The organism is Microbacterium sp. (assembly GCF_043427715.1).
Classification (GTDB): Bacteria; Actinomycetota; Actinomycetes; order Actinomycetales; family Microbacteriaceae; genus Microbacterium.
In genome coordinates, this window is sequence record NZ_JBHWTD010000006.1 from 1 (window position 1) to 14,052 (window position 14,052).

At 67.5% G+C, this 14,052-nt stretch carries 8 protein-coding genes, 1 tRNA gene and 1 rRNA gene; 3 read left to right on the forward strand and 7 right to left on the reverse strand.

Annotation, left to right across the window (positions count from 1 at the left end; all coding sequences use genetic code 11):
- The 3 genes from ACHFGS_RS00665 to ACHFGS_RS00675 form a co-directional block, all read right to left on the reverse strand.
- Nucleotides 1-107, reverse strand: a 16S ribosomal RNA gene (locus ACHFGS_RS00665); the annotation flags it as partial.
- Between the two features lie 584 nt (nt 108-691).
- Nucleotides 692-1,753 carry a YihY/virulence factor BrkB family protein gene (locus tag ACHFGS_RS00670; protein ID WP_394279241.1) on the reverse strand — a complete coding sequence of 354 codons (1,062 nt, stop codon included), beginning with the start codon at nt 1,751-1,753 and terminating at the stop codon, nt 692-694.
- A gap of 107 nt (nt 1,754-1,860) precedes the next feature.
- Nucleotides 1,861-3,231, reverse strand: coding sequence for a cytochrome P450 (locus ACHFGS_RS00675; RefSeq protein WP_394279240.1), 1,371 nt, complete (start codon nt 3,229-3,231; stop codon nt 1,861-1,863).
- Between the two features lie 152 nt (nt 3,232-3,383).
- On the opposite strand from ACHFGS_RS00675, the gene ACHFGS_RS00680 reads away from it, so the two are divergent.
- Nucleotides 3,384-4,622, forward strand: coding sequence for a phosphotransferase (locus ACHFGS_RS00680; RefSeq protein ID WP_394279239.1), 1,239 nt, complete (start codon nt 3,384-3,386; stop codon nt 4,620-4,622).
- Nucleotides 4,623-4,669: 47 nt separating this feature from the next.
- Here the strand turns inward: ACHFGS_RS00680 and treS are convergent, their stop codons facing one another.
- The 4 genes from treS to ACHFGS_RS00700 all read right to left on the reverse strand — a co-directional run bounded on the left by treS (nt 4,670) and on the right by ACHFGS_RS00700 (nt 11,324).
- On the reverse strand, nt 4,670-6,952 hold the full coding sequence (gene treS, locus ACHFGS_RS00685; RefSeq protein WP_394279238.1) for a maltose alpha-D-glucosyltransferase: 2,283 nt from the start codon (nt 6,950-6,952) through the stop codon (nt 4,670-4,672).
- A 72-nt stretch (nt 6,953-7,024) separates the two neighbouring features.
- Nucleotides 7,025-7,948 carry an arsenic resistance protein gene (locus ACHFGS_RS00690; RefSeq protein ID WP_394279242.1) on the reverse strand — a complete coding sequence of 308 codons (924 nt, stop codon included), beginning with the start codon at nt 7,946-7,948 and terminating at the stop codon, nt 7,025-7,027.
- Nucleotides 7,949-8,245: 297 nt separating this feature from the next.
- Nucleotides 8,246-9,853, reverse strand: coding sequence for an L-lactate permease (locus ACHFGS_RS00695; protein ID WP_394279237.1), 1,608 nt, complete (start codon nt 9,851-9,853; stop codon nt 8,246-8,248).
- 1,380 nt (nt 9,854-11,233) lie between these two features.
- Nucleotides 11,234-11,324 (reverse strand) — tRNA-Ser (locus ACHFGS_RS00700).
- Nucleotides 11,325-11,638: 314 nt separating this feature from the next.
- On the opposite strand from ACHFGS_RS00700, the gene ACHFGS_RS00705 reads away from it, so the two are divergent.
- Both ACHFGS_RS00705 and ACHFGS_RS00710 read left to right on the forward strand, forming a co-directional pair.
- Nucleotides 11,639-13,024, forward strand: a complete 1,386-nt coding sequence (locus tag ACHFGS_RS00705; protein ID WP_394279236.1) for an MFS transporter — start codon at nt 11,639-11,641, stop codon at nt 13,022-13,024.
- A 40-nt stretch (nt 13,025-13,064) separates the two neighbouring features.
- Entirely contained in the window at nt 13,065-14,018 is a 954-nt protein-coding gene (locus ACHFGS_RS00710; protein WP_394279235.1) for an L-lactate dehydrogenase, read from the forward strand.
- Nucleotides 14,019-14,052: the final 34 nt, after the last annotated feature.

A 14,052-nucleotide genomic window follows, 5' to 3' on the forward strand; every position in this document is an offset into this window, starting at 1 on the left:
CCCGTTCGCCACTGATCCACAGAGCAAGCTCTGCTTCACCGTTCGACTTGCATGTGTTAAGCACGCCGCCAGCGTTCATCCTGAGCCAGGATCAAACTCTCCGTAAAGAAATGTTGCTGACCTCCACCGGAATAAGGCAGAAGCAGCGAGTTTGATGCTGACCAAAGAGATAAATCATTGCTGACTATCCATAATGCCGACACCAAAGTGCCGGTCTTTGATCCAAAGGAATCTCACCCCAGGCAAAACCCGGAGTCGAGGTTATTTGGCATTTGACAAGTGCACGCTGTTGAGTTCTCAAGGATCGGATGCTCCCACACCACCCTCCCGGGCTTCGTAGTGAGGCAACTTCTCTACCTTAGGACACCATTCGAATCTCGTCAAATCCGACACGCCGTGTCGCTGTCAAGGCAACACTCTGCGCCGGACCGAACGCGGTCGGCATCCGAGGCGCTCCACGACCTAGACCGTAAGATCAGACCCAATCGCTGAGCGACTGTTTCTTGTCGGGGTGGAGGTTGTTCACCAGCATGAGGGCGGCGGGCCTTTCGGCCTCTCGCTCTGCCCTGTGGGGCGAACAGGTAATAACTTACGTCGATCCTGGACCCTCGGCAAATCGGCGCGTGCACGCGGGCGTGTCGCGCGGAATTCCGCGGGCACGGGCCCGTGTCGCGCCCGCGGAAAGCGAGCGTCAGCTCTCGTCGTCTCCATGCGCAAGCCGGATCCGCCGACCCTCGTCGATGTCCTTCTGTTCCTTCTCGGCCTGCTTCTCCGACTTCCTGGTGTCCCTCGCCGGAAGCTGGATGTCCTCCTCGGCAGCGATGCCACCCTGCAGTTGACGCCCGCGCTCGAGTTCGGCATCGAACTCCGCACCGAACAGAAGGACGTTGTTGGCGATCCACAGCCACAGCAGGAAGACGATCACTCCAGCGAGCGATCCGTATGTGCGGTCATAGTTCGAGAAGTTGGCCACGTAGAAGAAGAATCCGGCGCTCGCGATCACGATGACCACGATCGCGATCAGCGCACCCACGCTGATCCACCGGAACCTCGGCTGCTTCGCGTTCGGGGTGGCGTAGTAGAGGATCGCCACGAGCAGCACGAGGATAAGGAGCATCACAGGCCATTTCACGATGTCCCAGGCGAGTTGCACACCGTCGCCCAGTCCGATGGCCTCGCCGATGGCGCGTGTCACGTCCCCCGAGACGACGAGTCCCAGCGCCAGCAGCGCCAGCGACACCACAGCCACCACGGTCACCAGGAGCTGCATCAGGCGCAGCTTCCAGAACGGGCGCCCCTCCCGGATCTCGTAGATGCGGTTCATCGCCCTACTGAACGCGCCCACGTACCCCGACGCCGACCAGAGGGCGGTCAGGATGCCGAGCACGAGAGCGATGCCCGCGCCCGGCGCGGATGCCACCTGCTCGATCGGCCCACGGAGTGCCTGCGCGGTGTCGCCGGGCGCGACCTGCTCGACGACACCGAGCACGGCGTCTGCCGCAGCCTGCCCCTGCCCGATCACTCCCAGCAGGGAGAAGATCGCGATCAGAGCGGGGAAGAGTGCGAGGACCGAGTAGTAGGTAAGGCCCGCCGCGGCATCCGTGCACTGATCTGCGGAGAATTCGCGAACGGTTTTGCCGAGGACGTATTTCCACGAACGCTTCGTGACATCCGAGACCGAGTCCGGTTTTTGAGGTGCCTCCGGGTTCGGGGCGTCGTCCTCGGCGTGGGTAGTGCTGCCCTGCTGTGTCATCACGTCCTCCTCCGTCTGCGTTCAGTTCCAGGTGAACACTCTGATTCCATCCCAGCGCACGTCCGACCGGCTTGCGCGAACAGGCGGTTCGTGGCATGCGTGCCCGCTCATCCTCGGTGGAACGGGCACCGCGCGACGGTCCCTGCGGCCCGAACCCGACCGCCCGATCGAGGCTTGGTCGGCATGCGGCGCAGGTTGACGTCGAGTCCGGATTCGAGGATGCGCAGCCGAGGGTCACTGAGCGCGCGGACGGATGCCGCGAGGCCGGCGATGGCGAGCTTCTCGCCCGGGCACCGGTGACCTTTCGCCACGTCGGCGCCACCGTGCGGCACGAAGGCGGCGATCGCCTCGTAGTCCGTCACGCCCACGAAGCGCTCGGGCATGAATTCGTCGGGCCGGTCCCACGACGCGGTGTCCGTGTCCGTCCCGAGCACGTCGAGGACAATGCGTCCACCCTCCCGGACAACCCGGCCATCCAGTTCGATATCGCGCACCGCCCACCCGGGAAGCATCGGCACGAACGGCGCCGTGCGGCGCACTTCCTGAGCGAAGGCCACGGCGAGCGGCCCTGCGACAGACGACTCACGATGCGCCGCCTCGTCAGCGATGCGCGCACGCCATTCCGGATGCTCCTGAAGCCGCTTCGCCGCGAATGCGACGAACCGGCTGACCGCGATCATGGGCCGGAAGCTGTTCTGCAACTCGATCCCCGCGAGCCGCGCGTCGAGCAGATCACCCTGACGATCGCGGTGCCACGCCCACTCGCTCAGCGCGGTGCCGGGATGCGCATCGAGCGTTCCGGCGCGGACAGCGCGGATCAGCCGCTCCGCGTGCCGATCCGACCAGCGGCGATTCAGCACCGCCAGGGGATACTGCGGTGAGTACGGGGCGCCGAACCCGTCCACGATCTGCGCCTGGCGAGCCGACCATCGCGTCTTGGCGGCGGCCGTTCCGGGAAGCCCCGCCCATCGCATGATCGCGCGACCCAACGCACCGACCGCAGCGTCGTAGGCCGTCCGCGTGCCGCCGCCGACCCACGCATCCACTTCGCGTCGCCACTCGGATTCCAGGTGGGGATGCATTCGGGCGACCTGCTCGTCCTCGTACAGGGCGGAGACGAACGTCGCCTTACGGTGGCGATGCTCGTCCCCGTCGAGGCTGTGCACCGAACCGTGACCGAAGAGCGTCTCCTGGATGAAGGACGGCATCGCCCCTTGGCGCTTCACCTGATCGCCGTCGTAGAAGGCGGCGACCCCTTCCGCTCCCCTGACGAGCAGCGCCGGACGGAACATCAGCCGCAGAGGGGCTGATCGCGCATCTCGCGGGACTCGACGCCAGATGTGATCGGCGAAGCGGTACCCACGGAGCAGCAGAGCCAGCGAGTCATCCCGCCACATCGGGCGGTGGAGCGTCTCGGCCGCCAGCATCGTCGATCGGGCAGGCGTCGCATCGGCAGGTGCGATGTCGGAGGAGGTCATGTCGACGACAGTGGCAAAGCGCCGCCGAAGGCTCCAGGGGGAGGCGCGACGAAACGCCATGTGCTAGCTCGACGTGCAACGCGGACATACTCTGCCGCCGCGGATGCGTCCACCCCTTACCCTGCCCCGCTCGTTCAGGCCAGAGTGTGAGTGTGCGATTCGAAGACGACCTCGGCGCCTGGGTGGCGCGACAGCGCTGGTATGCCGGCAAGAGTCACGAGCCCCGATTCCGCGTGCTCGACGCGCGACCCACCACCGGCGCGACGACCTACCTCGTGATGGACGACGCGGGTGCCGTTCCCACGCTGTACAACGTGCCCCTCGCACACAGCGACCGCAGCGACGGTGATGACGTCGCCGCGCGCGACGGTGACCGTCACCTGGTCGACGCGACGCGGCATGCCGACTTCACCATCGGCATGCTCCGCGACATGGGACTCGACGTCGACCGCGTGACCTCCTCGCGTGTCCTCACCGGTGAGCAGTCGAACACCTCGATCGTCTACGACGTCGACGGGGCACCCTCGATCATCCTGAAGCTCTTCCGCACCCTTCACCACGGTGAGAATCCCGACGTCACCGTCCAGCGCGTGCTCAGCGAGGCGGGCTCCCCCTTCGTCCCGCGGTTCTTCGGCAGCCTCGACGCGGAGTGGCCCGACGTGGGCAGACCCGAAGGCGTGGCCCGCGGCACCCTCGGCTTCGCGCAGGAGTTCTTGAGCGGCGTCCGCGACGGATGGACGATCGCCCTGGAGGAAGCCCGCGCCGGGCGCGACTTCACCGCCGCCGCCCGCGATCTGGGCATCGCCGTCGCCGGAGTGCACGGTGCCCTCGGCGCCGCCCTCGAGACGACGGATGCCGATGAGGCCGTCGTCACGGCCACCGGTGCGGCCTGGGCTCGTCGCCTGTCGATCGCGACGACCGAGGTTCCCGCCGTCGCAGAGCGACGGGCCGAGATCGACGCGGTGTACCGCGCTGCGCTCGCACGCCCCTGGCCGAGGCTGCAGCGGATCCACGGCGACCTCCACCTCGGTCAGGTGCTCGCCGTTCCCGACGGCGGGTGGCGCATCGTCGACTTCGAGGGCGAACCGCTCCGCCCGATGGAGGAGCGTGCGATCCCCGACCTCCCCCCGCGCGACGTCGCCGGGATGCTGCGCTCATTCGACTACGCCGCCGCCGTTGGCGGGGGTCCGGATGCCGCCGCCTGGGCAGCCGCGTGCCGCGCGGCCTTCGTGGAGGCGTATGTCGCGGCACCCGGGGCTGTGGCGCTCGATCCCGACCTGCTGCGCGCGCTCGTCCTGGACAAGGCCGTGTACGAGTCCATCTACGAGGCGCGCAATCGCCCGGATTGGCTCCCCGTCCCGCTCGCGGGAATCGATGCCGCGCTGAGCTGATCCGCCCGCCGGCGATCAGCCCGCCAGCTGGTCACTCCGCCGGCGGATCACTCCGCCTCAGGCGCCTCCAGCAGGAGGAACATCGCGCCGTACCCCGGCAGCGACACCGAGAAGCTCTGCAGGTCGTCGACATGCCCCACGACGTCTCCGGATGCCGCGTCGATGACCTCGCTGCGCGGGATCAGCTGCTCGGAGCGAACCGTTCCTTCGGTCGGCTCGGCCGAGAAGTTCAGCACCGTCACCTGCATCGGGGCATCCGCATGTGCGTCGCCGTCATCGAGGCGGTGCACCAGCACGAGCATCCCGGCATGGGCGACCTCGGGGATGTCCACCTGGGTCGCGGTCGCGATGCCGTGCTCACGGCGGAGGTCGATGATCGCACTCAGCCGTGAGGCGAAGGATTCCTCGTCCTCGAGCTGCGCGGGCAGAGCCCCGTACAGGGCTCGACCGCGCGGCATCCCGGCAGCGGAGCGGGTCGCGTCGGGGTCGACGTCGAGCAGGTCATGCGCACCGCGCTCGATCCACCGGGTGTCTCCCGCCGTCAGGAGCTCGGAGATCTGGTCGGCGGGCACCGTGAGCATGCCGACGAGGTCCCAGCCCGAGAGGGCGAACACCCCGGGCTGCCAGGCGTTATACGCGCACAGCAGCAGGTGAGCGTCACGGATCGCGGGGACCGCGGCATCCGTGATGTCATCCAGCCGAGCGAAGCCCTGCGTTGCCGCGATCAGCGAGGTCGAGGTGCAGGCGATGCCGTTCTGGGTGAACACGCGGTTGAAGTCGGCGGCGCCGGTGAGCGCTTCGGTGAGCTCCGCCCGCACGGTCTCCGCGAGGTCAGCGCCGGTGATTTCATGCCCGCGGAACCGGTAGACGTCGTCGGCGTGACGCGTCGCCCAGTGCACGAGTTCGTAGGTGAGCTCATCGTGGTTCTGGAGCCCGTGTACCAGCTGCACCGGTTCCACGCCGAGCTCGAGCGATGACGTCAGCGCGAGGCGGAGGAACTCGGTCTGACCCGTCGCGAGGGCATGGTGATAGCCGGGGCGACCGATGAAGTCGTACGACAGGTCAGCACCGACGGCGCCGGTGTCGCGGATGTCCTCCATCGTGAGGTTGAGCTCTTGGAAGGTGAAGCCGCCGACCTTGCGCACCATGCCGGCGATGATGTGATTCGCCGCGTGGGAGAGCGGGTGACCCTCCGACCAGGCCGGGCCCCCGGCGCTCTTCTCGACACCGAGGAACCCGTTCGCGTCGAGGCGGAGGGCGCTCGTGCCCAGCTCACCGAGCGAGTGCAGGGCGTCGCCGATGACCAGGCGCATGCCGGCGAAGGTCGGGTCAAGCCAGTTGATCGACGGCTGCCCCTGCTTGAAGTAGTGAAGGTAGACCCAGCGCCGCGTGATCCCGTCGGGACCGACGACCGGCGCGGTGGCGCTCCAGTTCGTCTCCTTCACGCCGGGCGTGTAGAAGATCACGCGCTGCAGCGCGCCGATGATGTACCCGTGCTCGGCGAGCTCGTGCTCGGTCGCGGGATCGAGGTTGACGCTGTCGAATCCCTCCGGCACCTCGGGCAGCAGATGCCAGTCCTCGGGCGGGATCGCGACCATGTGGTAGATCCCCGGATAGTCCTTGAAGCCCATCTCCGCCAGGCGAAAATCGGCGCCCTTGCCGGTGTGCCCCGGGACGATGTCGTCGATGATGCTGCCGCCGTGCGAATCCGCCACGTCGCACAGGTCTCGGAACTCGTCCTCGGTGCCGAAGGCGGAATCGATCGCCGTGCTGATGCGATCGAAGTGACCGTCGACGCTGGGGGTCTCCGCCCACCCCGCGATGCCACCTGCCCGCTTCACGGGGCCGGTGTGGATCGCGGTGATCCCGATGCGCTCGAACGCCGACCACAGCGCGTCATCGCCCAGCGCGGCGAGGAAAGACTCCCCCGGCCGGGTGATGAGCGAGATCGGGTACGCCGTGAACCAGACATCGGTCGCCGCGATGGCGCGGCGCGCGTCGGGGCGCGCGTACGCGTTGCGCCACATGGCAGGCTGACCCGACAGCTGCCGGGCGAGCACGTCGGCATCCTTCAGCATGGACTGACGCACCAGCCACTCGATGTACGACGGGTTCGTGCCGTTGGCGGTGCGCGGATCGGTGCGGATGCGGCGGACACTGCTGCCGCGCAGATTGTCGCGCGGCCGCAGCCGGCGCGGACGGGCGGGATAGCGCTGCTCGTCGTAGCTGATCTCGGGCATCTCGAGGTCGGCGACCTCCGCTGCATCCATTCCGGAGAGGTCGATGGGGCCGGTGTAGAGATCCTCCGGCCGTTCGTCGTCGCGCACCATGCCGTCCACGCTACGGAGCCGGTCGCCGGAATGGCAGGTCTGGCATCCGCGGGCCGGACCGGGTATGGCGGGTCAGTGCGCCGGGATGAGCTTCGGGATCACACAGACGTAGACGACCATGCCGATGAGTTCGATGAGGGTCTGCGCGACGACCACTGCGGGTGCGAGCGCGAACTCGGCGGGGAGCGCGAGCGCCAGCGGAAGGACGACGAGCGAGTTCCGCGTCGCACCGGAGAACGTCACCGCCCGCGCACGCGGGACATCGAGCTTCGCAACGCGGGCGACGGCGATGCCGACGAGCGCCATCACGACGAGGAAGCCGGCGTAGATCGGCAGCACCGCGGCGAGCGCCGCGACGTTGCCGAGGACGAGCGCCGCCTGCGACGCGAAGACCACGAACAGGGTGAGCACCATCAACGGCACCATGGATGCCGCGCCGACCCGTTCCACGCCGCGGGCCCAGCTTGTGCGACGCGCGGCCCACTGGGTCGCCGCCGCGAGCAGCAGCGGGACCACGATGAGGAAGACGAACGCTTCGATGAAGGGCGCCACGTCGATGCCGCCGAGCATCCCCTGCCCCGCGAACGCCGTGAGGTACACGGGGAGCAACAGCATCTGCAGGAGCATCAGCAGCGGCGCCGCGGCCAGCAGCTTGTCCTGCGCGCCGCCGGCGAGGCCAGTGAACACGATCACGTAGTCGACGCACGGGGTGAGCAAGACCAGCAGCACGCCGATCTGCAGCGCGGCATCCGTCGCGACGAAGCGGGACAGCACGAAGACGAGGAGCGGGACGATCGCGAAGTTGAGGATCAGCAACGTCACGAGGAACCGCAGGTCGCGGAACGCCTCGGCGAGGCGCCCGAAGGGGACGCCGAGGAACGTCACGAACAGCAGGACCGAGAGGACCGGGGTGACTGCGACGTCGAGCGTGGGGGCCGACGGGATCAGCCAGCCGAGCGTGAGGCCCGCGGCGATCGCGACGACGTAGAGCGCGATCTGGTGGCGTTCCGCCCGCCCCTACGCAGCGCTCACGCGCACGCATCACTGCCCTCGACAACGCGCATCGCGCCGTCGAACCGGCATCGATGTCGCCGCGCGCCGTCCTCGACTGGGACGACATCCGGTCGCACTCGATCAGGAACGCGGCACGCAACGAGTACCTCTGACCGGGCCGGGGGGAGCGGTCAGCCGCCCGGGCGCGCCAAGTCCTGGTCAGATGGGACTGCGCGTGACCGCGCTCGGCGACGAGCTCGAAAGTGGTGCCCGGCTCCCGTCACGCCGTGCTCGAGATGATCAGCGCACGAGCGAAAGCAAGAACACCCAGACGCACACGTAGGCGAGCATGCCGAGGCTGTACTTGATCGACGCCCGCAGGATCTCGCTCTCTCGGCCGGTCAGCCCGACGGCACCCGCCGCGATGGCGATCGACTGCGGTGAGACCACCTTCGCGACGGTGCCACCGGCAGTGTTGGCGGCAACGAGCAGCGTCGGGTCGACCCCAATGCGCTGCGCAGTGACGGTTTGGAGGTGCGCGAAGAGCGTGTTGTTGTTCACCACCGACCCTGTCACGAACACACCGAACCAGCCGATGATCGGCGCAAACAGCGGGAACACGAGGCCCACCGCCGCCAGGGCGTTGCCGATCGTTGCGGACCCTCCGGAGAAGTTGGCGATGTTCGCGATGACGAGGATCAGTGCGATCAGGAGGATCGGCGTGCCCAGGGCTCGAACGGTCCCGACGAGCTGTCGCCCCAGCTCGTCGACGCTCACTCGCGGCATCGTGAGGAAGGAGACGATCACCGCTATGAGAATCGCTGTACCGGTGGCGTTGACCGGGGTGAATGCCCAGGTTGTCGCGACCGCTGCGTCGGAGCCGGCGGGAACGACGACGCCGGTGATACCCGGGATCGGGACAGCGAAGGTCAACCACGCCAACGGGCCCTCGGCAGCGAAGAGCGCCTTGAACCACGGAATGCTCCACACGAAGATGAGGCCGGTGAGGATGTAGAACGGGCTCCACGCGACCACGACATCGCCGAAGTCCTGTCGAACGCGATCCGGGATCTCACTCCCCCCTTCGCGATAGACGCGTCGCGGCTGCCAAATCCGCGAGACCCCGAAGACGACAACCATTCCCACCAGCCCCGGGACGATGTCCGCGAGCTCGGGGCCGAGGAAGAGCAGGATGGCGGCTTGTGTGCCTGCGTACGCGACGGCGACGGCCGCGGTGATCGGGAGCGTCTCTCGCAGCCCTCGAAGGCCGTCGAGGATCATGACGAGGATGAACGGCACGCTGAAGGTGAGCAGTTGGAGGACGAGCACCATATCGGCGGACAGGTCGGCTAGTGGCACCTCACCGACCTGCGCGCCGACGATGACGGGGATACCAATCGCCCCGTATGCCCCGGCGGCGACGTTGGCAACGAGCGACAGCATGGCGGCTTTGATCGGGCCGAACCCAAGTTGCACGAGCAGCGCGGCGCAGATGGCGATCGGCACACCGAACCCCGCTGCGCCCTCGAGGAACGCTCCAAAGCAGAAGCTGATGAGCAGCACCTGGATGCGTTGATCGGGTGAGATGCCGGAGATGCTGTCGCGGATGACATCGAAGCGCCCACTGGCGACGGTGATGCGGTACAGCCACACGGCCATGACGATGATGTAGGCGATCGGCCAGATCGCGGTGAGGACCCCGAAGAGCCCCGCGCCGGCGACTGAGCCGATCGGCATCCCGAACGGCCACACCGCGACGACGATCTCCACGATGACGGCAATCGCCGCGGCGACGAGGCCGCTGAGCTTGAAGACGAGCAAGCCGATCAGGAAGACGGCGATGGGGAGAACAGCGATGAGAGCGGACAGCCAGAGTTGGCCGGTCGGGTCAAGCGTCTGAGTCCACATGGGGGCTCCTCTGGGGTCGATTCGGGCTCATGCTATCGACGTGCAGGTCCCGATAGCGAGCAGATTTGCGTGGCGGGATGCGGCGTCAGCACGCCTGCACGCACGCAGTGTGCGTGAGGCCCGCAGCCGCGTGATCGGCCAACGAGTCCGTGGCAAGCAGCGGTCGGGTTCTCGTCATGCGATGCGGGAGCGGAATACCGCTCCGAGGAACACCCACGGTTTCGAAGTGCAGACCGGGCGCGAGCGCCCGCGCCATGCTGAACGAGGCACGCCCTCGGCTCACGGCGGCTTCTAGAAATGGAAAAACCCCCGGCTCGCGGGGGTTTTTCTGGCGGTGACGGTGGGATTTGAACTCGGCCCCGAACAGCATCAGCCGGCTCAGGTGGGTCAGTAGCCCCGTAATCACGCGGATGTCTGGAGAAATCGCCGATCAGCCCGATCGGCGCGACGCGGTTGCACCGCTGCGATCGTGGGCACAGAGTGGGCATGACGACTGAAGCCAAGCCCTCATCCTTGCGTTCCCTTGCCATCGGATCTCACCGTGCATTGAACCGGCGGAGTGGCCCCTCAAAGAAATAGCGAAGTTTGGATCGTCTTCGGCTCCTGACTGCTACGCTCGCGCACATCGTCACTGTTGACCGAGCATCACACGCAAGCTCTGGGGGCACGCTGATGGCATCTCGTCGCCGCGGTAGCGCGGCCGCCGCCATCGCCGGCCTAGCGGTCATCGCGCTATCCACTGCTGCTTGTGCGCCAGGGCAATGCAGCGGGGCTTATGTCGCGGACATCGAGACCTCGCACGAAGGGTCGTCGACCGTCGAGGAAGCGATTGAGGTTTGGGTCGATGAGGGAAACAGACCCGTCGGCTCCGACGCGTGGGAAGTCGTGAGCCAGGGCAGCGGGAGCGCGCAAGCGACACATGCAGGCGGCTGGCGCGTCGGTCTGATGCAGACGCGCTCGGGTGGATGGATCGTTTCCGGACTCTCCTGCGACTGACCTCTCCTGCTGGCGATCGAGCGACGCAACCACCGACCACGATGACGCATCGTGGGAGAGGCGTATCCCCACGGCATTCACCTGACCTCCGTCCAGGCGAAACCTTGGGATGGAGGACAATGCTTCGGTGACCGACGACAGCGTCACAACACACGAGCACCGAACGGCGAATTCGGCACTATGACGGTGGGGCAATCCCCCACCGTCACCCCACGCACAGGATGACCTTGACCGCTCGAGATCCGCGGAATCACGCGGATCTGGGCGCCCGCGGAGGGCCGAGACAGGCTCGAGATCAGGCCTCCCGTGCCCACAGATTGTGGGCAAACCGTGGGCGCAACGTCATCCAAAAATGGAAAAACCCCTGATAATCAGGGGTTTTTCTGGCGGTGACGGTGGGATTTGAACCCACGGTAGGGGGTTACCCTACACAACTTTTCGAGAGTTGCACCTTCGGCCGCTCGGACACGTCACCGTCGTCCAGTTTACGACACGATCCGGGATGCCGCGAACCAGCTCAGTTCCGGCCCGCTCCGTACAGCTCCCCGAACACGCTCGAAGGCACGCCACCGTCGTAGGTGCCGTGCCGCGGCCACCCCTCCAGCGAGTCCTCCCACTCCTCTTGCCGGCCCCACGGCAGCACGGCGTTCGGCCGCGCACTCCGGCATCCGCACCATCGTCAGCCGGCGGCGCTGGGTGGCGAGGTCATGGCGACTCCTTCGTGGCATCCGTTCCTGCACGGTCCGCCGCACCGCCTACACCGGTCAGGGGCGGGCGTACGGTGAGCACGTGACCGCACCCTCGTCCCGCCTCATCGTCGCGATCGCGGCACTCGCATCAGCGGTCGCGTTCCTCGACGGCACGGTCGTGAACGTCGCTCTCCCCGCGATGAGCGACGAACTGGGCGGCGGCCTCGCGACTCAGCAGTGGACCGTCGACGCGTACCTGCTGACCCTGAGCTCGCTCATCCTCTTCGCCGGCTCGGTGAGCGATGCGTACGGTCGCGTGCTGGTGCTCAAGATCGGGCTCATCGGGTTCGGCGTGGCGTCCATCGCCGTCGGCCTCGCACCCGACCCGGTCACGCTCATCATCGCCCGCGCCCTCCAGGGCGCCGCAGGCGCGTTCCTCGTGCCGAGCTCGCTCGCCCTTATCACTTCGCTCCTCCAGGGCACGGCGCAATCGAAGGCGATCGGCCAGTGGACAGCCTGGACAACCGGCGCGACCCTCGCGGGCCCGCTCATCGGCGGCGTCTTCGTCGACACCCTGTCGTGGCGGTACGCGTTCCTTTTCAACGTCATCCCGATCGCCGCGACGTTCGTGCTGCTCGCCCGCATGAAGGGCACCGACCACCGCTCCCCCGACGCCCGCATCGACATCCTCAGCGCCGCCCTCTGCACGCTCGGCCTCGGCGGCATCGTCTTCGCACTCATCGAACAACCGAACCTGGGTTGGACGCATGAGGCGATCTGGATGCCGCTCCTCGCCGGCACCGTCCTGTTCGTCGCGTTCGTCCTGCGCCAGCGCACCGCCACGCACCCGATCCTCCCCCTCGGGATCTTCACCGTCCGGAACTTCTGGACCGGCAACGTCTCGACGTTCTTCGTCTACGCCGCGCTGTCGCTGAACGGGTTCGTCGTCGCCGTCTACCTGCAGCAGGGAGCGGGCCTCTCGGCCACCCTCGCCGGCCTCGCGAGCCTGCCCGCGACGCTGCTGCTCATCGGCCTGAGCTCGCTCGCCGGCACCCTGTCGGCGAAGCTCGGCCCGCGCCTGTTCATGACCTCCGGCCCGCTCATCATGGCCGCAGGGTCGCTGCTGCTGCTCACCGTCGGCGAGGACTTCGACTACTGGACGCAGGTGCTCCCCGGCCTGATCGTCTTCGGACTCGGCCTGGCCCTCACCGTCTCGCCGCTGACCTCTACGATCCTCGGCGCCATCGGCGGCGAGCGCAGCGGCATCGCGTCCGCGACCAACAACGCCGTCGCCCGCATCGCCGGGCTCGTCGTCATCGCCGTCCTCGCGGTGATCGTTGGCGGCACGCTCGATCTCGACGGCTTCCACCGCGCGGCGATCGCAACGGCGGCCCTCCTCGCGATCGGCGGAGTCGTCGCGTACGCCGGTATCCGGAACCCGCGACCTGCGTCGCAACCTGAGGAGGCCACCAATAAACCCGGCTGAAACCTGGCCAGGTGGCATCCGTCACTGACAAACTGATCCCATGAGCGTGATGGAGAACTCGAAACTGACCGTCGTCGGCGCGGGCGCCGTGGGATCGAGCGTCGCGTACGCCGCCCTCATCCGCGGATCAGCCCGGCACGTCGCGCTCTACGACATCGCAGCACCCAAGGTCGAGGCCGAGGTGCTTGACCTCGCGCATGGCGCGCAGTTCACCGGCTCGAGCGACATCATCGGCGGTGCCGACGTCTCGGTCGCCGCGGGTTCGCACGTCGTCGTGATCACCGCCGGCGCGAAGCAGAACCCGGGCCAGACCCGGATCGAGCTCGCCGGGGTGAACGCCGGCATCCTCCGGACGATGCTCCCGCAGCTCCTCGAAGTCGCTCCGAACGCGATCTACGTCATCGTCACGAACCCGTGCGATGTGCTCACCGTCATCGGTCAGGAGACGACGGGCCTGCCTCCCGAGCGGATCTTCGCCTCGGGCACCGTGCTCGACACCTCGCGGCTGCGGTGGAAGCTCGCCCAGCGCGCCGGCGTCTCGACGTCGAGCGTGCACGCCCACATCATCGGCGAGCACGGCGACACCGAGTTCCCGCTCTGGTCGCACGCGACCATCGGCAGCGTGCCGATCCTCGACTGGAAACCCCTCGACGGTCAGCCCCGCTTCACGAAGGACGAGCTCGACCGCATCGCCGTGGAAGTTCGGGATGCCGCGTACACGGTGATCCAGGGCAAGGGCGCGACGAACTACGCCATCGGGCTTTCGAGCGCGCGCATCGTCGAGGCGATCCTCGGCGACCAGCACGCGATCCTGCCGGTGTCGACCGTCCTGAACGGCTTCCACGGCATCGACGGCGTCGCCCTATCGGTCCCCTCGGTGGTGAGCGCCGCCGGCGCGAAGCCGATTCTCAACACCTCGTTCTCGGACGAGGAGCTCGGCCTCCTGCGTCACTCCGCCGACGCACTCAAGGGTGCGGCGGCCTCGCTGCGCTGATCGGGCACGGCGCGGCGCGACCCACTGCGGCGGC